15 protein-coding genes and 1 pseudogene are annotated in these 21,855 nt (G+C 44.7%); 13 read left to right on the top strand and 3 right to left on the bottom strand.

Annotation, left to right across the window (positions count from 1 at the left end):
• Positions 1 to 717: an ABC transporter ATP-binding protein gene (locus ACK8P8_RS02200; RefSeq protein ID WP_186975644.1), complete on the bottom strand. Its 717-nt coding sequence runs from the start codon at positions 715 to 717 to the stop codon at positions 1 to 3.
• Between the two features lie 792 nt (positions 718 to 1,509).
• On the opposite strand from ACK8P8_RS02200, the gene ACK8P8_RS02195 reads away from it, so the two are divergent.
• From ACK8P8_RS02195 to ACK8P8_RS02135, 13 genes and pseudogenes are all read left to right on the top strand, one after another.
• Positions 1,510 to 2,910, top strand: a complete 1,401-nt coding sequence (locus tag ACK8P8_RS02195) for an alanine/glycine:cation symporter family protein (RefSeq protein WP_186975645.1) — start codon at positions 1,510 to 1,512, stop codon at positions 2,908 to 2,910.
• A 136-nt stretch (positions 2,911 to 3,046) separates the two neighbouring features.
• A complete protein-coding gene (locus ACK8P8_RS02190) occupies positions 3,047 to 4,306 on the top strand; it encodes a DEAD/DEAH box helicase (protein WP_186975646.1) in 1,260 nt (419 codons plus the stop codon).
• A 20-nt stretch (positions 4,307 to 4,326) separates the two neighbouring features.
• On the top strand, positions 4,327 to 5,826 hold the full coding sequence (locus ACK8P8_RS02185; RefSeq protein ID WP_186975647.1) for a potassium/proton antiporter: 1,500 nt from the start codon (positions 4,327 to 4,329) through the stop codon (positions 5,824 to 5,826).
• 134 nt (positions 5,827 to 5,960) lie between these two features.
• Positions 5,961 to 7,373, top strand: a complete 1,413-nt coding sequence (locus ACK8P8_RS02180; RefSeq protein WP_369860052.1) for an AfsR/SARP family transcriptional regulator — start codon at positions 5,961 to 5,963, stop codon at positions 7,371 to 7,373.
• A gap of 195 nt (positions 7,374 to 7,568) precedes the next feature.
• Positions 7,569 to 9,167, top strand: coding sequence for an L-aspartate oxidase (nadB, locus tag ACK8P8_RS02175; protein WP_369860051.1), 1,599 nt, complete (start codon positions 7,569 to 7,571; stop codon positions 9,165 to 9,167).
• A gap of 27 nt (positions 9,168 to 9,194) precedes the next feature.
• Complete coding sequence (nadC, locus tag ACK8P8_RS02170) at positions 9,195 to 10,031, top strand: carboxylating nicotinate-nucleotide diphosphorylase (RefSeq protein ID WP_369860050.1); 837 nt, start codon at positions 9,195 to 9,197, stop codon at positions 10,029 to 10,031.
• A gap of 9 nt (positions 10,032 to 10,040) precedes the next feature.
• Positions 10,041 to 10,967, top strand: coding sequence for a quinolinate synthase NadA (gene nadA / locus ACK8P8_RS02165; RefSeq protein WP_099292690.1), 927 nt, complete (start codon positions 10,041 to 10,043; stop codon positions 10,965 to 10,967).
• 240 nt (positions 10,968 to 11,207) lie between these two features.
• A complete protein-coding gene (gene pheT / locus ACK8P8_RS02160; protein WP_186975651.1) occupies positions 11,208 to 13,658 on the top strand; it encodes a phenylalanine--tRNA ligase subunit beta in 2,451 nt (816 codons plus the stop codon).
• Between the two features lie 97 nt (positions 13,659 to 13,755).
• Positions 13,756 to 14,259, top strand: a pseudogene (locus ACK8P8_RS02155) (septation protein IspZ); the annotation flags it as partial.
• The gene (locus tag ACK8P8_RS02150; RefSeq protein WP_369860162.1) at positions 14,260 to 14,796 is read left to right on the top strand and encodes an NUDIX hydrolase; all 537 of its coding nucleotides are present in this window, start codon (positions 14,260 to 14,262) and stop codon (positions 14,794 to 14,796) included.
• Positions 14,797 to 15,169: 373 nt separating this feature from the next.
• A complete protein-coding gene (locus tag ACK8P8_RS02145) occupies positions 15,170 to 15,748 on the top strand; it encodes a transposase (protein WP_410025505.1) in 579 nt (192 codons plus the stop codon).
• A gap of 28 nt (positions 15,749 to 15,776) precedes the next feature.
• Entirely contained in the window at positions 15,777 to 16,190 is a 414-nt protein-coding gene (locus ACK8P8_RS02140) for a transposase (protein WP_410025504.1), read from the top strand.
• Between the two features lie 151 nt (positions 16,191 to 16,341).
• Positions 16,342 to 17,652: a phage integrase SAM-like domain-containing protein gene (locus ACK8P8_RS02135; RefSeq protein ID WP_410025502.1), complete on the top strand. Its 1,311-nt coding sequence runs from the start codon at positions 16,342 to 16,344 to the stop codon at positions 17,650 to 17,652.
• 58 nt (positions 17,653 to 17,710) lie between these two features.
• Here ACK8P8_RS02135 and ACK8P8_RS02130 read toward each other — a convergent pair whose 3' ends face one another.
• Together ACK8P8_RS02130 and ACK8P8_RS02125 are read right to left on the bottom strand one after the other, a co-directional pair.
• Positions 17,711 to 21,019, bottom strand: coding sequence for a sacsin N-terminal ATP-binding-like domain-containing protein (locus ACK8P8_RS02130; protein ID WP_410025501.1), 3,309 nt, complete (start codon positions 21,017 to 21,019; stop codon positions 17,711 to 17,713).
• 346 nt (positions 21,020 to 21,365) lie between these two features.
• Positions 21,366 to 21,641: a hypothetical protein gene (locus tag ACK8P8_RS02125; protein ID WP_410025500.1), complete on the bottom strand. Its 276-nt coding sequence runs from the start codon at positions 21,639 to 21,641 to the stop codon at positions 21,366 to 21,368.
• Positions 21,642 to 21,855: the final 214 nt, after the last annotated feature.

The following is a 21,855-nucleotide window of genomic DNA, read 5'->3' as shown; positions in this document are numbered from 1 at the left end:
TTATTTCATGAGATCCTCTTTGCCGAACACCAACACGTCGTGGTTACGGTTGTCTTCCACCGCCTCGATCACGCCGTCTTTAAGGCGGATAATCTTGTTTGTCCGGTTGGCAACACCACTCTCGTGCGTCACGACAATGACCGTCATACCCGTGTCGTTGACCTCTTTCAATATGTCCATCACCTCGACCGACGTCTTGCTGTCCAATGCCCCCGTGGGTTCGTCGGCAAGAATGATGCGAGGCTGCGAGATCAACGCCCGCGCGATCGCCACACGCTGTTTTTGCCCCCCGGAAAGCTCGTTAGGCATGTGGTGCCCCCACTCCTTCAAGCCAAGACGGTCAAGATATTCCAACGCCAACGCGTTACGCTTGCGACGGCTCACGTTCTGGTAGAACAATGGAAGCGCCACGTTCTCCATGGCATTCTTGAAAGAGATCAAGTTAAAAGACTGGAAAATAAAACCGATCATCCGGTTACGGTATTCCGCCGCTCTCGTTTCACTCAAGTCACGGATCAATACCTCGTTCAGATAATACGCTCCCGTGTCGTAATTGTCGAGAATCCCCAGAATGTTGAGTAACGTAGATTTGCCGGAGCCGGACGAGCCCATGATTGATACAAATTCCCCCCGCTCGATGTCGAGGTCTATGCCTTTCAGCACGTGCAACGGCGCACCGTTGTAATACGTTTTGTTTATGCCTTCTAAGTGAATCATCCCGTTAGTTGTTTAGTTTAGTGAATTGCTTTTTCTCATATATATACATTTTTTCTGAATAAATATTCGCACAACAATTAGCATTCCTTATCAATACACATGCCATTTTATCAAACAATTACATCTACAATTCATGGATGTATTAAATTTAACAACAATTCAATGGATTGTTAAAATTGCATATTTATAACTTTTTAAAAACTTTATAACACATACTTCCAAGAACCGTCACACTCGTCAACGAATGGAATACGCATTCATGATGAAGAACGAAAAGGCAGGAAAATCGGGGTACAAGAAATTGAAAATTGAAAGTTGAAAATTGAAAATGATTACCGAAGTAAGACTGTAATTCAACTCTCCCTCTGTTTATAGAGGGAAATCGGCGAGTAAGCGAGGGCAATGGAGAAGCTTGCTTCTTGATTGCCGAGCGAGAGCCGATTCGAGACCGCTTCGGGCTCAATACCCCGAAGGGGGAAGGGAGTTTGTCGATTTAGTGATTCAGTGATTGCCGATTCCGTGATTAATGAAGCGTTGCTTGTGCGGCTGGAATCATTCAATCTAAAATCACGAAATCACTGAATCAATAAACTCCTCCGTCTGCTTCGCAGCCACCTCCTCTATAAACAGAGGAGGAGCTGGAATACAGTCCCTAACGCAAATAATTAATTGGGTACTCGCCGAAAGCGAACAAATCATTTTCAATTTTCAACTTTCAATTTTCAATTGTCCGGCAACCCAATCCCTAATTTTAACGTATAAAAAGCGTATTTTATAAAAACTAAGGTACTCATGGAAACATTGAATAATTGGATTATATCGGTAAATGACTTTATCTACACGTACATATTAATTGCCGCACTGATCATCATCGGGCTATATTTCACGTTCAAGAGTAAATTCGTGCAATTTCGGAATATCCGCGAGATGTTCCGGTTGCTCGGTGACGGCATCGCAGGCGGTAGCCACAAGAACTCGGTTTCTTCCTTTCAGGCTTTCTGTATTGCAACCGCTTCGCGGGTAGGAACGGGAAACCTCGCCGGGGTGGCAACAGCTCTTGCGCTCGGGGGACCCGGAGCTATTTTCTGGATGTGGCTGATCGCTTTGGTGGGTTCTGCCTCCGCCTTTATCGAATCGACACTGGCACAGATATACAAGACGAAAGGCGAGCGGACGTATATCGGCGGTCCCGCTTTCTACATGGAACGGGGACTGAAAAAACGGTGGATGGGTATTCTCTTTGCCGTCATCATCACGATCACGTTCGGGTTGGTATTCAATTCCGTGCAAGCGAACACGGTGACTTTCGCCTTTAACGAAGTATTCGGGGTAAACCGCATGTGGTTCGGGATAATACTGACCACACTCACCTTCCTCGTGATATTCGGGGGAATACACCGTATCGCCGTTATCTCCGGGATACTCGTTCCACTTATGGCTATCGCGTATATCCTACTCGCCGTGTACATCCTGTTCACGCACCTCGGCACATTGCCGCACGTGGTCGGCATGATATTCTCCAACGCTCTCGGTTTCGAGCAATTCGCCGGTGGCGGACTTGGGGTTATCGTCATGCAAGGCATACGGCGGGGATTATTTTCCAACGAGGCAGGAATGGGTTCCGCGCCGAATGCCGCCGCTACCGCCGATGTGAGCCACCCGGCGAAGCAAGGATTGATACAGGCATTGAGCGTGTTTACCGACACGTTGATTATATGCAGTTGTACCGCTTTCATCATCCTGCTCTCGGACGTGCCGCTGGATGGCTCGATAAAAGGCATTCAACTCACGCAAATGGCACTGACACACCAAATCGGAAGCGCGGGCGGACAATTTATCGCTATCGCCATACTGCTTTTCGCGTTCAGTTCCATTGTCGGCAATTATTCGTATTGCGAAACGAATCTGCTCTTTATCTCGAAGAACAAGAAATACCTGCAAGTATACCGTATCGCCGTGGGCGGCATGGTGATGTTCGGTTCAATCGCCGCGCTCGATCTCGTGTGGAATTTGGCGGACTTCGCTATGGCAATCATGACGATCATCAATCTCGCAGCTATCGTGCTACTGGGTAAAGTCGCGCTGAAAGCCTTGCAGGATTATCAGCGGCAACGCCGTATCAGCAAAAAAAACATTGTCTTTAAAGCATCTTCTATTCCCGAATTGAAAGATTCGACAAGTGAATGGGAATAGAAACAATTTTTTTCTTAACTTTGCATCAACAAGATGGAAACGTTAAACGTGACAAGCGACATGGAAATATCCGGATTGCCGCGGCCTCTCGAGGGACACGAGAGCGCACTTTAAAACATAGAAAGAGTTAAAAAAGATGAGATTTGACGAGCTGGAACTAGAGGATGAAGTATTGCAAGGATTGGATGCAATGAATTTTCAGGAAACAACACCTATACAAGAATTAACTATACCCGTTATACTGGAGGGAAAAGACTTGATTGCCTGCGCGCAAACAGGCACCGGCAAAACAGCCGCCTATACCCTCCCCATTCTGAACAGACTGGTGAAAGACGAGAAGAAAAACGACGCGGTACAAGCCGTAATCATGGCTCCCACGCGGGAACTGGCACAACAGATAGACGTGCAATTCGAGGGATTCTCTTATTTTCTTCCCGTATCCACCGTAGTGGTGTACGGCGGCGGTGACGGGGCATTGTGGGATCAACAGAAAAAAGCGTTGCGCATGGGTGCGGACGTGGCTATCGCGACACCGGGGCGTCTGATAGCCCACCTGCAACACAGCGATGTCGATCTCTCACAGGTAAAATATTTTATACTGGACGAGGCTGATCGGATGCTCGACATGGGATTCTTCGACGACATCATGCAGATCGTGAACAAGTTGCCCAAGGATCGACAAACCATTCTCTTCTCGGCGACGATGCCACCGAAAATCAGACAACTGGCACAAAACGTCCTCCGGGACCCCGTGGAAATCAACGTTGCCGTATCCAAACCCAACGAGGCGATCATGCAAGCCGCCTACATTTGCCGCGAGTACCAGAAGATGGGGATCATCGAAGAATTGTTCAACAAACCGGTGTTACACAAAACACTTATCTTCGCCTCTTCCAAACAAAAAGTAAAAGACCTCGCTTTCACCCTGAAACGTAAAAAATTCAACGTGGCCGCCATGCACTCCGATCTTGAACAACCGGAGCGGGAAGCCGTCATGATGAATTTCAAAAACAATAAAACAGACATCCTCGTTGCCACGGATATCGTGTCACGTGGCATAGATATTGATGATATCGGATTGGTTATCAACTTTGACGTACCGCATGACCCGGAAGATTATATCCACAGAATCGGGCGTACGGCGAGAGCTGATGCCGAGGGCGTGGCTTTAACTTTCGTTTCCGAAGCGGAACAGGGCAAGTTCTATCGTATAGAACAATTTATAGGGGAAGAGGTCTATAAAATTCCCATTCCCGCCAACCTCGGAGAAGCACCCGCGTATAACCCTAAAGCATTCAATCACGGATCGTCAAAAGGGCGGGGAGGCAAACCCGGTAACCGTTCTTTCGTTAAAAAGAAGAACTACGCCAAACGAGGCGGAAGCCCACAAAATTAAACTGATAAAAAGAAACGCTTATGACTTTAGACGCTGGAAACATCTTACTTATTGGATCTATTTTATTATTCGTTAGTATTGTTGTCGGAAAAGCCGGTTTCCGATTCGGCGTCCCGGCGTTGTTGCTCTTTCTTGGAGTCGGTATGCTCTTCGGGACAGACGGATTGGGAATCGAATTCAACAATCCCCAGACAGCACAATTCATCGGTGTTATCGCGTTAAGTATTATCCTGTTCTCCGGTGGTATGGATACCAGTGCCTCGGAAATAAAACCCGTTCTGGGGCAAGGAATAATACTTGCTACCGTCGGGGTGATGTTGACCGCCCTGCTCACGGGATATTTTATATATTATATCACTAACCTGTGGGACAGTTTTATCAACCTCACTTTCATTGAATCGCTTTTACTCGCTTCGGTGATGTCGTCCACGGATTCGGCTTCCGTGTTCTCGATACTCCGGTCGAAACGTCAGGGACTAAAAGAAAACCTGCGTCCCATGCTGGAGTTGGAGAGTGGTAGTAATGATCCGATGGCGTACATGTTGACGATTCTATTGATTCAAATGATCCAATCCGGGGAAAGTAGCCTCGTGAATACAGCGTTACAATTCGTGATGCAAATGAGCATCGGTGCCGTGGCAGGATTCCTGTTGGGAAGATTGGCAGTTTACAGCATCAACAAACTGAATATCAATCAATCACTCTATCCTGTTCTCTTGTTGGCTTTTGTATTCTTTATCTTCTCCTTCACCGACTTGTTGAGAGGAAACGGTTATCTCGCCGTTTATATCGCCGGACTCGTGGTGGGCAACAAGAAGATGATACATAAAAAGAGTCTTACGACATTCTTCGACGGTATCACGTGGCTGTTCCAAATCGTGATGTTCCTCACACTGGGATTACTCGTGAACCCGGCAGAACTGTTGCCTATCGCTTCGCTGGGTATTTTAGTCGGGATATTCATGATTATACTGGCCCGCCCGCTTAGCGTTTTCCTTTGCCTTCTCCCCTTCCGGAAGATGACCACCAAAGCACGGGTGTATGTTTCATGGGTAGGATTGCGCGGAGCAGTCCCTATCATTTTTGCCACATACCCCCTCATCGCGAACGTACAGCACGCTTCACTGATATTCAACGTCGTGTTCTTTATCACGATCCTGTCGTTAGTAGTGCAAGGGACAACCGTCAGTTTCATGGCTAAACTACTCGGACTGTCTACCCCGGAAACCCGCAAGAATGTATTTAACGTGGAATTACCCGAAGAGATCAAAACCGCCATGTCCGAAATCGAGGTGATCCCCTCCATGCTCACGAAGGGCGATCGGCTGATGGACTTGATATTACCGGACAACACGCTGGTAGCCCTTATCAAAAAGAATGACGCCTATTGCGTACCCAAGGGTAAAACCAAACTCAACACGGGCGACAAACTCCTCGTGATCACTGACGACGATGAAGCCCTCAAAAAGACTTACGAGAGTCTTGGCATCACGGACTATTCGATTCAGAAGAACGCATAAGGGTTTATACGGAATAAAATTATTATTTTATAATTCATCAGCAAATGCTATATTTGCAGTGGATGAAAAACACCGGAAAACATACAACCTTTCACTTTAGCTTGCGACACCTTATAATCGTGAGTTTCATGTTCATGATGTCAGTTTTTCCGACCGGGAAGCTATTCGCGCAATCGGATTACAATAACACAGAAAAAAATGACACGGTACCTTCTGACAAAAACCGGTACATCTACTTGAAGAAACGATTACAGATTGATTTCGATATTACTCTACAAGCACACCAACAAACTTATTTCGGCCCGTTGCTACAAATCAACTCGAACGAAAACGAGTATTATAACCTTTTTCTGGATTACCGGAAAGGGGAATTACAACAATTAATCGTGTATTCCAGAGAGAACCTAAGAAAGTTGCCTATCCCCTCTTCCTCTCCGAACCCGGAATTTAAGGTAAAGCTGACCTTGTTCCAACAGAAAAAAGAATTTACGATTCAAATCGGCGATACATTATACACGATCAACAACCTCGGGTTCGATCCCAAGGCGGGGTATAAATTTGCTTTTATCGCCGACAAAGAGAAAGTACTCGACCGGGACGGAAAACCGGCATTACAGATCAGCAATATTCATTTTATCGAAACCACGGACAAACAATTCTCCGCTACTTTCTGGTATTGGTTTATCTTTATACTTATCGTGGACTTACTCGTGTTCGGCGGTGTACAATTGCGTAAAAGGCTTTTGCGCCGGAAACAATCCGCTTCAGCATCCCGGCTGGAAAATGAAGTTACAATCGCCAACAACGAATCTCCGGTACACATACCCCAAACGGTAAACGCCGTTTACCTGTTCGGCGGCTTTCATATCTACGATGCCGAAGGAAACAATATCACGAAGAAATTCACCCCCTTGTTGAAAGAACTTTTCTTGTTGTTATTGATACATACACCGGAAAAAGGCATCACCTCCGAGCGATTGAAAGAATTACTATGGTTCGACAAGACCGAACAGAGCGCCAAAAACAACCGGGCGGTGAACATCGGCAAATTACGAAGCCTACTGGATACCCTCGGGGAAAACGAGGTCAGCAATAAAACCGGAAGTTGGATTCTCAACCTTGCCCCGGAACAGATATACACGGACTATTACGATTATCTCTCCTTGTCGGCAAAAGGTAAATTAACCGCCCGGGAAGATATTCTGAAACTGCTGCAACTATCCAAGCAAGGCGCCTTCTTGTTCGACACGGATTACGAGTGGCTAGACCGCTACAAATCGACCGTATCGGATTACATTATCGATACCCTCGTGAGTTACACGGAAACTTCCGTGAATATTCAGACAGAACCCGATCTGGCATTACAGATAGCCGATTCGATCTCCCTTTGCGATCAACTTAACGAATACGCGCTCCAATTACGGGTAAACGCTTACGCTGCCCTAGGCAAACACTCCCTTGCCAAGAAAAGTTACGAGAAGTTCACGAAAGAATACCTCAATGCCTACGGCGAGAAGTTTTCCAAGTCGTTTACCGACATTCGCTAATCAACGCCTCATCCATAAAGTTCACCGTACCCCGCGAGTCTTTTGTCCACGGCAACTCATGTTACCGCTCCCCCCTTTTCAAAGGACATCCCTCACTTTATGAACTTTATAAACTTTATGAACCTTATGACCTTACTTTTTATTGGTTTAGATAAAAAATATTACTACTTTCGCATCAATTTACATGACAAAAAAATGCGTAGTTACGATTATATTATTGTCGGAAGTGGTTTAGCAGGTCTTTATACGGCCTATCGTGCGTCAGCTTACGGGAAAGTAGCATTGTTAACCAAATCCAATATCAGGGAAAGTAATTCTTATTTTGCCCAAGGTGGAATTGCTGCCGTTACCGGAGAAGATGATGCCCCGTTGTTTCACTTCCAAGATACGATCACGGCAGGAAGAGGTTTGTGCGACTATCCTGCCGTTCATGTTTTAGTAAACGAAGGACCCGTTCGCATACAGGAATTGATTAACGACGGTATGCACTTCGACACGGAGAACGGGGAACTTGCACTCGGTCTGGAAGGCGGACACCACCAAAAAAGGATACTACACGCCGGCGGGGACGCGACCGGGAGGATGATTACCAATTTCGTGATTGACAAAGTGGAACATTGTCCCTCGGTGGAAGTATTCGACAATCACGCTGTTATCGCCCTACTACAAGACGAGCACGGGTGCTACGGCGTCAGATGCTGGGATTTTAACGAGAACCGGGAAGAGGTATTCACGGGACACAACGTGTTACTCACTTCCGGTGGGACCTCCGCTATATACAAACGCACGACCAATCCCCACACCACGATCGGTGACGGACTGGCTCTCACGTTCGAGGCAGGATGCGAAATCGCGGATATGGAATTTATCCAATTCCACCCCTCCGCTATCTACACGCCCTCGGGAGAGGCTTATCTGGTCAGCGAGGCTGTCCGGGGAGAAGGTGCCCACCTGTTGAATCAACAGGGCGAACGCTTTATGGTAGGGAAACACGAGCTTGCCGAACTTGCCCCGCGGGATATCGTGGCGCAATCCATATTCCTACAAATGAAACAGAACAATCAGGACTACGTTTACCTGTCATTGAAACATCTCGATCCGGAAAAGATAAAGAAACGCTTCCCGAATATATTTGAAAAGTGCGCGGAACTAGGCATCGACATGACTGACCGCATACCAGTCGCACCTGCCGCCCACTATACCGTGGGAGGTGTCAGAACCGACTTGAACGGGCGGACAAATATCCCCCACCTTTACGTGTGCGGGGAACTCGCTTCATCCGGCATCATGGGAGCCAACCGACTGGCATCCAATTCACTCATAGAATGTCTGGTATACGGTAAACGTGCCGTGGAAGATTCCGTGCGGAACAGACGGGAAGCCCCGGTTCCGGAGATCACTCCCCGATTCCGTCTGGATGCGCGAAAACTCGACGCTTACCTGCAACTTAAAACAGAAGTCGCCGACATCATGACACAGGAAGCCGGAATCATCCGAAACAAAAGCGGATTACAGGAAGGCTTGAACCGTCTGGAAGCATTAAAAGCAAAAGAAAATTTTGAAGCAAACGAATATTATTCACTGGTTAGTAAAAACCTGCTCACCGTGGCGGAATTAATTATCCGTTCCGCCCTCTTCCGCGAAGAAAGCCGAGGCGGACATTTCCGCTCCGACTACCCGAACCCGGAAGATGCTTTTGTATGTCACATCATTCAACAAAAGGAAAAGGAAATCAGGACATTACCAGTACAATTGAAAATGACCGGTTCCGTGCGGCTGGAATCTAAAATTTAAAATCTAAAATCTAAAATTCAACAGGTTATGTACGACTCGCTAATAGAAAGACTAATCGACCTCGCCATTGAAGAGGATATCGCCACGGGGGACATCACGACCAATGCAATCATTCCCGTGCAGGCAAAAGCAGTTGCCGAGATGAAGGCAAAAGCCGACGGAGTTATCTCCGGGTTGGAAATCGCTAAACGAGTATTCGAGAAATTTGAAAAAGATATCGTGTGGGAACCGTTAGTAAACGACGGAACCGCCGTGAAAAAAGGAGATATCATCCTACGAATCGAAGCAAGCTATCGTACACTCTTGTTAGGCGAGCGATTATCGTTGAACATCTTGCAACGGATGTCCGGTATTGCCACGGAAACAGCCCGTTACATGAAAGAACTGGCAGGAACGCGTACCCGCTTGTTAGATACCCGTAAAACCGCACCGGGATTGAGAGTGCTGGATAAAATGGCTGTACACCACGGCGGAGGCTCCAACCACCGGATGGGATTATACGATATGATTATGTTGAAAGACAACCATATCAAGATTGCCGGAGGTATCCCCAACGCCGTGAAAGAAGCGCGTGCCCATCTCCCTCTCAGCATCAAACTGGAAGTGGAAACCACTACTTTGGAAGAAGTACAACAGGCACTTGACGCGGGATCCGATATCATCATGCTCGACAACATGAGCAACGAAGCGATGACCGAAGCGGTAAAACTCATCGCGGGCAGAGCCAAAACCGAAGCATCGGGAAACATGAGCATCCCCCGTCTGAAAGAAGTTGCCGCCACCGGGGTAGATTACATCAGCGTGGGAGCGTTGACACACTCGGTCACGGCAATGGACATTAGCATGAACATCAAAATGAACTAATACACGGTTATGACACACAAGGAAATTGTCGATAGGATACAACAGTTGAAGAAGGAAAAAAACGCTATTATTCTGGCGCACTATTATACCCGCCCGGAAGTTCAAGACGTTGCCGATTATTTGGGTGATTCACTGGGACTCTCCCGCATGGCAGGAGAAACGGATGCCGATATTATCGTTTTCTGCGGGGTTCATTTTATGGCTGAAACCGCTTCCATCATCTCCCCGAACAAAAAAGTACTGATTCCGGCAGAAGGAGCCGGTTGCTCTCTGGCAGAAGGCGTCAGCGGGTACGACTTGCGGGAATGGAAAAAGGCAAACCCGGACGGTCTTATCGTCAGCTACGTGAACACGACCGCCGAGGTGAAAGCGTACACGGATTACTGCTGTACTTCATCCAACGCCTTGAAAGTCGTACAAAGCCTGCCGAAAGACAAAAAGATTCTGTTTGTTCCCGATAAAAACCTCGGTGCTTACATCCAAAAGGTAACGGGACGGGAAATGGAAATCTGGAATGGCGATTGCTGCGTGCATGACCGTATCGATGCCCAAATGATATTGGATAAACTGGAACAATACCCGGATGCCGACGCGTTGATACACCCGGAATCCAGTTGTTCACACGACGATCGCGTATTGAATCATCCCAGAGCTTTCATGTATTCCACGGCAGGAATCATCAAACACGCCAAGGAATCACCGAAGCAACAATTTATCATCGCAACCGAATTGGAAACCATTCATAAGTTACAGGCGGATAACCCCACGAAAGAATTTATCCCCATTCATCCAACCGCAATCTGCGGACAAATGAAAAAAGTAACCCTTGAAAAAGTCCTCGACGCCCTTGAAAAAGAACAACACGAGGTACGCCTCCCCGAAGATTTAAGGCAGAGAGCGTGGTTACCGATCCAGAGAATGCTAGATATCAATTGAAAATGGAAAATGGAGAATTGAAAATGAACTCCTCCGTCAGCAAAGCTGACACCTCCTCTATAAACAGAGGAGGAGCTAGTGGCACTAGTCAAAGACAGTGATTAGAAATTAAGAGTGTAGAATTTGAAATAAAAGAAGTGTTGGCAAGTGGGGAGAAATCTAAAATCTACAATCATTAAATCTAAAATGGATAGAGGGAGTTCAATCTAAAATCATAAACCTAAAATCTAAAATTAAAACATGAACGTATCACTGAACTGGTTGAAAGACTATTTGAAGATAGACCAAAGCACTGAAGAGATTTGCAAAATACTGACAAGTATCGGACTTGAAGTAGGCGGCTACGAGGAGTTTGAGGCCGTGAAAGGAGGATTAAAAGGGCTGGTTATCGGTAAAGTACTGACTTGTGAAGAACACCCTGATTCTGACCACTTGCACGTGACCACGGTTGACCTCGGAACGGGAGAACCGGAGCAAATCGTGTGCGGTGCACCCAACGTCGCTGCCGGACAAAAAGTAGTAGTAGCTACTGTCGGTACAACCCTCTACAAAGGTGACGAAGAGTTCGTGATAAAGAAATCAAAAATCAGAGGAGTTGCCTCTAACGGAATGATCTGCGCGGAGGATGAAATAGGTATCGGCGAATCGCATGACGGAATCATGGTATTGCCGGAAGACACCCCTGTCGGGATACCCGCGGCAGATTATTTCAACGTTTACCGGGATACCGTTATCGAGGTGGATATCACCCCGAACCGTATCGACGGAGCCTCACACCTCGGTGTAGCCCGGGATTTGGCAGCCTACCTGCAACAGACACAAGACATACGGTACGCGCTTCCTTCCGTGGAAGGCTTCAAGCCGGACAGCACGGGAGCCAAGATATCGGTACGTCTGGAAAGACCGGAAGCCTGCCGTCGGTATGCCGGAATCTGCATTGAAGGCGTTCAAGTAAAACCCTCTCCCGAATGGTTACAGAACCGGATGAAAGCGATCGGGTTGCATCCCATCAGCAACATCGTGGACGTGACAAACTATATCCTGTTCGGTCTGGGACAACCCCTGCACGCTTTCGACAAAGATAAAGTAAAAGGAGATGAAGTGATTGTCAAAAGTGTTGCCAAAGGCACGAAGTTCACCACACTGGACGGCGTGGAAAGAGAATTGCACGAGGACGATCTGATGATCTGCAACAGCGAGGCTCCCATGTGTATTGCCGGAGTATTCGGGGGACAGGAAAGCGGCATCTCGGAAACCACGACGAACGTATTCCTTGAAAGTGCTTGTTTCGATCCGGTATTCGTTCGCAAAACGGCTCGTCGCCACGGCTTGAACACGGATGCATCTTTCCGTTACGAACGGGGAACAGACCCGAATATCGTGATTTATGCCTTGAAACTGGCAGCCATGATGATCAAAGAAGTAGCGGGCGGAAAAATCACATCCGACGTGATAGACATCTACCCGACACCCGTGGAAGATTTCGAGGTGACCGTGAAATTCGACCATATCGACCGTCTGATCGGTAAAAAAATAGATCACTCCGCCATCAAAAACATCCTTCGTTCTCTCGAGATGAAGATCGTGAAAGAAGACGAAGAGGGTATGTTATTACATGTCCCCCCCTACCGCGTGGACGTGAAACGGGAAGCCGACGTGATCGAGGACATTCTTCGCATCTACGGCTTCAATAACGTGGAAGTACCCAATAGCGTGAAGTCCACGTTAAGTTACAGCGAAAAACCGGATGATTACCAATTGAAAAATATCATTTCCGACCTGTTAGCCGCCAACGGATTCAACGAAGTAATGAACAACTCGTTGACCAAAGCCAGCTATTACGAGGACCTCACCTCCTTCGACCCGACACGGACGGTCATGCTGTTCAACCCGCTCAGCGCCGATTTAGGAGCCATGCGCCAATCCCTGTTATTCTCCGGGTTGGAAAACGTAGCGTACAACATCAACCGGAAGAACCACAATTTGAAATTGTTCGAGTTCGGGAAAGCGTATACCTTCCACAAGAAAGAAGGTACCGACGATCCTCAAAAGCAATACAAAGAAGAAAATATGCTTTCTCTTTTCATCACGGGTAATAAAAATATCACGACATGGAACGCCAAAGAAGCCAAAACAGACTTCTTCTACCTGAAAGCCTATTGCGAAATGATATTGAACCGGCTCGGGTTGCAACCCGATAACTTGAAAATAGAGGCAAGCGACCGGGATATCTTCCGCGAAGGATTGACTTACAAGGCAGGTGACAAACATATTGTTTCCATGGGTATCGTGAGCAAAACACCCTTGAAGAAAACGGATGTAAGCCAAGAAGTCTATTACGCTGAATTCTCGTGGGAAAATATATTGAAAGCGATCAAAAACCAAACGGTCACTTTCGTGCCGCTACCGAAATTCCCTTCCGTGAAACGTGACCTTGCCCTTTTACTGGACAAGAAAGTGACATTCAAAGAAATCAAGGATACCGCTTTCCGCACGGAAAAATCTTTCTTGAAATCCGTCACCTTATTCGACGTTTACGAGGGCGAAAAACTAGGTGCCGACAAGAAATCATATGCCGTAAGTTTCACCCTGCTTGACGAGGAAAAGACGCTCACCGACAAACAGATCGACAAGATCATGAACAAGTTGATGGGAACTTACAAACACCTCTTCAACGCTGAAATCAGATAGTCACAAGTTAGCAGGTTACAAGTACAGGCAAAGCCTCTAACTTGTAACCTGCAACTCCCTATCATTTTCAATTTTCAATCCTCAATTTTCAATTGTTATGCGTTCCCTTCTCCCCTCTTTTGTACTGATTATCCTGTATTTCATAGCCGAAGAATTTTTTGGCCCGCGAATCGGTTTGATTGCCGTCATCATACTTGGTGCCGGAGAATTTTTCTACTCGTGGATAAAAGAAAAGAGAATAAACAAAACGACTCTCGCCAATACCCTATTTTTCATCGCTTTGGGAGTAATCGCCGTGTTATTGGAAGGAACATCTTTTGAAAGAATACAACAAACCATCGTGGAAGCCGCCATGTGTGTATTGTTAGGCGTTTTCGCTTTCACGAAAGCCGACATGACGAAGACATTGCCCGAATCATACCGGAACACCTTACAAATCACCCCGGAACAGCAACAAGCCATGCACAGGATGCTCGGATTGTTATTCTATCTGCTTGTCATTCACACGGCTGTCGCTTTCGCTTCTGCCTTTCTCTGTAATGAAGAAGTACACGGTTTTATAGAAGGACCGTTATTATACATCCTGCTCGCCTTATTCTTCCTGACCTTCTTTGTCAAAAATCGTCTTCTAGCCAAAGCGGCACGTGACGACGAATGGTTGCCCGTGGTCAACGAGAAAGGGGAAGTTGTCGGAAAAGCCACCCGCCGCAGTGTACACTCCGGTTCCATGCTCCTCCACCCGGTAGTCCATCTCCACATCATGAATAAACAAGGAGATATCTACCTGCAAAAACGAAGCATGAAAAAAGACTTCCTGCCGGGTATGTGGGATACGGCAGTCGGCGGACATGTCGGGTTCGGGGAGAAAATTGAAGATGCCTTAAAACGGGAAACACAGGAAGAACTGGGAATCACTAAATTCAAAGCCCGGTTCCTCGGTTCTTACGTGTGGGAAAGTCCCCGTGAATGCGAACTCGTGTTCTCGTTCCTCTGTACCGCACACGACGCCATAAACATCCATAACGAAGAAGTTGACGAAGGACGTTTCTGGACTCGCGAAGAAATCGAGAATCCTGACAACACCTCCATATTCACCCCCAATTTCTTGCACGAGTATTATCGGTTACTGAAAAAATAACCTTACACTTGCAAAGTTGTTGCACGCCCCGTTCTTCCCCCTTGCCTACCCTCAAAGAGGCTATATTTACATAGCATAAACACATCATAAACGCAAATTTACGTTCATGCTACGTCCATGATACGTCCATGATACGTTCATGCTACGTCTTTGAGGTTAAGCAAGGGTAGCGTATGGTTCTGTAAAGCACGGAGAATCCCACAACACATGCAAGGAAGATTATACAAAAAGGGACTGTCTAACAAGTTTTAGACAGTTCTTTTTTGCAAAAAATAAGGCTTTCAATCTGAAAATCAGGAAGAAAACCTTTGTAATTTCAGATAGATTTATTATATTTGTTTTGCATAACCAATTAATAAACAATCTGATACCGATGGCAAAGATAGCATTTAAATCCGATAATCAGGGTCAATTACAGTTATTACCCCCGAGTCTTGATGAATTAATCCCTGCAACTCATCCTGTTCGTGTGCTGAACAATATCGTGGACCGTCTCGATGTGGGTAAAGTGCTCGCGAGTTATAAAGGAGGTGGTAATAGTTGTTTTCATCCCCGTATGATGTTGAAAGTATTGATTTATGCTTATCTGAACAATATATACTCTTCGCGTAAAATCGAGCGTCAGCTTCATGAACACATTCATTACATGTGGTTATCGGGTGGAGGACGTCCTGACTTCCGGACGATTAATTATTTCCGTGGTAAACGCTTGAAGGATTCTTTTGATGATATCTTCACGCGGGTGGTAGAACTTCTTCACTCGGAGGGTTTTGTCTCCCTTGAAGTTCAATACATCGATGGTACCAAAATCGAGTCGGCTGCCAATAAATACACCTTTGTATGGCGTGGAAGCATAGAAAAGTATGACAGCCGTCTGAGGGATTACCAACTATGCCGTTTATCACTGGCCTACCGATACGCTTACGCTTATCCCTTTCCTGGAGAGTTTTGAAAAACGTTACGGCAGACAAAGCAGAGTGATGGTTGCCGACTCGGGCTACGGCAGTGAGCAGAACTATGAATACCTGTTTGACCACAACCTCATTCCTTACGTCAAGTACAATATGTTCCATCAGGAGCAAAAACGCGGGTACAAGAAGAATGCCTTTCTCGTGCAGAATCTGTTCTATAACCCGAAAGGAAATTATTACGTCTGTCCTATGGGTCAGCATCTGTCTTTCATCCGGGAAGAGAAACGTAAATCAGATGCAGGATATATCTCGCGGGTCAGTGTATACAGGGCTGCCAGGTGTGTGGGATGTCCCGTTCGGGGACTTTATAACAAAGCTATGAGTAACAGACAGATAGAAGTTAATCACAGGCTTAACCGATACAAGGAAAAAATCAGATATCTGCTAGATTTTCCAACTCCAATAAAGTCAAAATCCGCATAGACTAAAACAACTACATATCAACAAGTTAATTGATTCGTCGGGTAACGGATTACTTCCGTTCCCACCCGAATACGGTGGATAGTTCTATTCTTATGTAGGTTCCCATGTAGGGAACCGGCAGGAATACATGAGCCACTAAAAAATTAACGATATGTATTGTTCGATCACATTCAAAGGTCGCAAAGACCCCCAGGACCCTAAGATGGTCAAACTGGAAATGATTTTCTACAAGACCGGTTACACCCGCATTCCCCGGGTCGTCAGCATCACCGGAGCTTACAAATGCTGGAACAACGAAACCCAGAGTTTTGAATCTGCCTCCAGCGAGTACCTCAAGAAAAACCAGCTGTTGCTTGAACTCAAAGAGAAGTACATGTCCATCGCCGAACGGTGGGAAAAGGACGGACGTAACTTCTCCGTGCTGCAATGGGCCGATTGCTTCAAACCCAAAGAAGAGGAAAAAGCAAAGCAGGAATCGAAAGTGCTGACCGTTCTCCAGCTCATCAACGCCAGAATCGAATACTTCGAGAACCACGAAAAATTCAAGAACGGCAAACTCGTCAAGAGCATCGGCACCGCCGGCATGTACAAGCAGCTCCGCACTTCGCTTTCGGCCTTCACCCAGAAGCAGTACAACAAAGACCTGTCCCGCTTTTACTTCACCGACATTACCCAGAAATTCCTATTGGAATACATCGTCTATCTGGAACGGCGCGGCATCGAAAACGGGAACCGTGCCGGCTTGCGCCAGTTCCTTCGCATCTTCCGTGCTTTGGTAAACTATGCCAAGGACGAACTCCACATGTACGGAGCCAACCCAGCAATCTTCGAGGCGGCTACGGAAAAGATGGCATGGGGACAGTTCGAGTCCAAAGCCGTCAATCCGAATATCATCCGGCGGATGGAGTTCATGGACCGCAGCCTCTTTTCCGAGCAGGAGCAACTCTGCCTCGACCTTTTCCTATTCAGCTTTTATAGTGGCGGTATGGCCAATGTCGATGTCGTCAATCTGACATGGGACATGATTAACGAAAAGGAAGGCATGATTGTCTATGAACGTACCAAATTCCCCAAGCTGGCCAAGCCCCTGCTTATCGACCGTCTCATCGTAATTCTGGAAAAATACAGAGGCAAGGGCATCGGCAACTACGTCTTCCCGGTCTATACCGAGAAACACGTAACCGACAAACAGAAGATGGGACGTCGTAACAGCTTCTCAACCCTCGTCAGCGAAACGCTGGACAAGGTTTGCGAGATTCTGGGAATCGACGAGAAAATGACGTGGTACACGGCACGAGGCACATTCATTTCCAGCGAGCTTGATGCGGGCACTCCAATTACCCACGTCGCTGAAATGGCCGGCAACAGCGCCCGAACCATCGAGAAACACTACTACAAGAACACCAAGCAGGAAGAACTGCGCCAGCGCATGAACGCCCGTTACGATAGTTGGGGGATATAAGTAATACATAGGCGCATACCCCGACCAAAAGTTATTTATTAGTTGGGGGTGCATAAAATTATAAACAACTCGCTATTTTTTCGCTTAACTCTGCAATAAAGGACTTAAATTCTTTTTTATGTTTTTTTATAAGAGATTGAGGAACTATCGCTTTGTAATCACCTCCGATATGAACTTCATCATCTGGATTTTCAACTATTCTTTTCAAATGTTGAGTTAGATGTCCTATATTGGATATCACGTTTATCCGCTCTAAACTTTCTTTCATGGCAGGATATTCGTGTAACTCTACATTAGTATGATTAAAGTCAGTCATATCAACTGCAAACAAGGCATATCGTTCTTTCTCTTCGATTGATCTTTTTAATTGAGATGCACTCATCATTACTGAATCAGATGTTACCCAACGTGATTTAACCTCAATATAGTAAAATGGCTTATTATTTATATATATGATAAAGTCTTGACCACCTTGCACATTTTCTGATTTTACATGGAGTTCCTTGTCTGATAAAGTTTCTTTTAGTATTTCAAGAAGACTCGTTTCAACATATTCTCCTAACATTTTTTTATAGGTCCAATCCGCTGTTTCGTTTTGTTCGTTTATTAGAGCCTTTCGACCAAGTTCAATAATGCGGGAAAGATTCTTTTCATCAACTAAACCAGCTATTGTATTTAATGTATTTTTATCTTCAACTTGCATAATCCGGAATAAGTGACGCTTTTTATCTTGATCTTGGATGACAGACATCATAATATTGGATTTGACGTTGTCCAATTCAGAGAACCAATTTCTCCATAGAGGATCTTCCAACTGTTCAATGATTTCAATCACTGACTTCTGATGGGAATAATTGCTTATATTGTATGAAGTACGTTCATATATACGCTTGACTATTTCATTTGCCAAATGTTCGGGTTGCAACATCTTAGTTCCAATGAAATATGGCGCATAGGAAGCATTTACAAGTTCATGTTTAACACTACTGCTATTATCAATGGTTGTATCTCTAACAATAATATCATAGAGGTCTTTCAAACGCGCAGGCATATCCGAATCTTCTTTTTGGAGCATCTCTGCATAACAATAGACGCCTATTTGGTTTGGATAAATTCTATAATATTGTAAAGTGCTGCACATGTCATCAAAGCCATATATCAATTCAATAAATTTCAAATGGGATTTGAATTGATTAATGGCAATGTCAGACAAGCTCATTTCATAGAGTGCATTTGCAATTAGAGGGCGATAGAAAGTTCTACAATCATAAACGTTCTTATTTAGTTTGACATCGTTTGTTGTAGTATAATTATAATATTCGTCCAATAACGGTAAAATGCGAGCTTCGAATGCTGTACTGTTATTTTCGACAACTGCATGTAATAACTCCATCAGCGCACTTACTGTTGAATGCGAAAAAACGGTCGTTTGAAAATCTTCTATTAGATACTCATTTTTATTGATAATAGATTTCTTTAAACTCGTCCGCATCGCATCTTGACTATCTCTCAACTTTCCTATATAGTTGGCAAGACATTCTTTAACTTTTGCGTTACCAAACTCCTCAAACCTGAATAAATTCTTAAACTGCGGATGAATAAAGCGGCTGACTTCATCCGGAATAAGTTCTCGCATGATATTTACTAAAATCTCATTGAATGCTTCTGGGCAAACGAGATCCTCTCGTAAGTGTAAATTACAATCCACGTTGGGAATTAGTTCATGCCTACTAAAACATTGCTCATGTTTAGATGTTACCAAGAAACAATCAAAAGTATAGAGATAATCAAGGTTTTCCTTTGTAATGTGCATTCCCTTGATATAACCAACCAAACTCTCTATATTAGCGAAACGATCTGTAGGTTGATCTGGATACCAATCTTGTATGGTTTCACTCCAATACAACAAATCTTCTTTTACTGGAATTGATCCTACTCCATACATTTCTGTCATGAAATAAAACAGAGCGTCTAATAAATTTGTATCGTTTTGGGCTGCTGAAGATAATTCGCTGTGGAGTATATGGATGCACTGAGGCATTGTCAAACCTGAACCAACTTGTACAAGATTCAACGACTCAAAGAACTTAACCCAGTAATTTTCTAATTGTTGATAATATTCGGCAAGTTTCGCATTTGGATGCTTAATTGGAAAGTTTGCTTTCGCCAAATACTTAACATCTTTCAGTTTTGCCAACCATCTGTTGATAAATCGTACAATCATGGAATTGGATAACTCCACAAGCTGTTTATTGGATTCTGCTTGATCATCATTGTTTTGACCGTTACCAACGAATCTCAAACTATCTCGATTGTCATTATCACATGTGAAACATGACGAATGCAGTATAAAATTGAATCCCCAGTTTTCCGTACCTAATAAAGGTAAATAAAGAAACAGATTTGGAACATTGGGGTCCCAAAGAAAGACCCGTAAATTCCCATCCTCATCTTCATGTATCGGAAGTATCACGATCGCATTACTTTCTGTCCCGTTTTCAGTTTCAGTCTCTGCTGTCAAATTTCTCAATAAATAAATTTTGATGACCGTATCATTCCTTGTATTATTGCGGTAAGAGTTTTGTTGTATATCCACACATATAAGTTCAATATCTTCAAACGTATCGATAAGCGTATCGTTTCCCCGAATGTATGAATCAGAAGTATTATCTATTACATCCCGAAATAAGATTGATTTAATTCTTTTGTTGAGAGCAAGGACATAAGGAGCCAGATGAACAGATGAATGTAAGGCTTCATTTGCATTTTCTTGCTCAATAGGGTATTTATGTAAATATTTGAAAATAGTTTGATTGTTTGGAGAGTCAATAATCTGATCCCAGGAGTTTCCCCAAGACTCAATCTCACTATTTAGTTCCTTCAAATTCTTTATCATTTGCTCTTTATCCTTGGGAGATCGGTCGAAAAGGATATTTTGGAAACAATAGTAATAATCTTTATTTTGAGATAATTTTATAGTTCCTGTCAACTCAAATGATAAGCCCAATTTATGAGTAGTTAGGAAACCTGTTCCATATTGTCCGATTTGAATTATATCATTTCTTGTTTTAGAACTGGTTTGGAGGCATAATGCTTCTATTGTATGGTTGTCAAAGGGAATTCCATCGTGTTGAAATATAAAATTATCTTTCTGCCTTACAAAAAGTATTTCTGCACCACCTTTTTTCGCAACATCACGAGCATTCTGTACCATTTCCCAAATGGCACGAGCTGGACGTATATTGTCATTCTTACTAATACCCGTGATAATATCATTTGCCGGTTTCCCCCACATCATATCATCATGAGCTTTTTCCCTTTCTCTTTTTATTTGTTCTAATTCAAGACTAATAATATTATTACTCATAAGTCACATATTTCAAGGATTCAATCACAAAAATACAAAAAGAGAGTATTCCTTCCCGTTATTTTAGGCAGAATACCTATCTTTGCAGAAGATTTAAGATATTTAGAAAGCGTTTAGCTTTTGCTTTGCAACACGAAGTCTGGTAAATTTCGATCTCCCGCAATGCAAATAGATAGACGCCCGCGTTATGCGTGGGCATTATCTGTTGCGGGAGAAGGTTTACCAGAGCCTGTGTTGCGACAAGTGTAATGTCCCACGCTTTTCGCATGTATAACCGACCTGAGAGGGACATAAGGTCTCAACATTCAGGTCAATGGAAAAATCGCTCTTGGAACAGCTTATGTCGCTACCTGTCGATGCCACCACCGCAACCGTACAAGGCGTCGCCATGCAGGTAATCGACGAAACAGTCCGGCAATCCCTCCTTCAATCCGACCCCGAAGATACGCACATCCACGAATGCACTCTCTCCAACGGTACATTCATCGCCGATATGCAAAACGGCCGGCTGATTGCCTTGTACAAAGTACAGTAATATATATAGTTTTCGGGCATCGGAAAACGAACCGTAAGAACTGATAAATGAGGTATTTTCATAAGTTCTTGCGGCTTCTTTATGCAAACACGGCAAATAATCGCTATCTTTGCAGTGTTTTAAGAAAAATATTGGAAAGCGTTTGGCTTTTATCCCGTAAATCGGAATCTGGTAAATTCACTACACATGGGATAACAAGACTGAATGCTCACGTTATGCGTGGGCGTTACTTGTTATGTGTAGGGTTTACCAGAACCTCGATTACGGCAAGCTGATGTCCCACGCTTTTCGTATATGAACA

The organism is Butyricimonas muris (genome assembly GCF_046365375.1).
In the GTDB taxonomy this organism is placed as follows: Bacteria; Bacteroidota; Bacteroidia; order Bacteroidales; family Marinifilaceae; genus Butyricimonas; species Butyricimonas muris.
The sequence above is the reverse complement of the archived record's forward strand: the minus strand, read 5'-3'. Positions and strand labels throughout refer to the sequence as shown.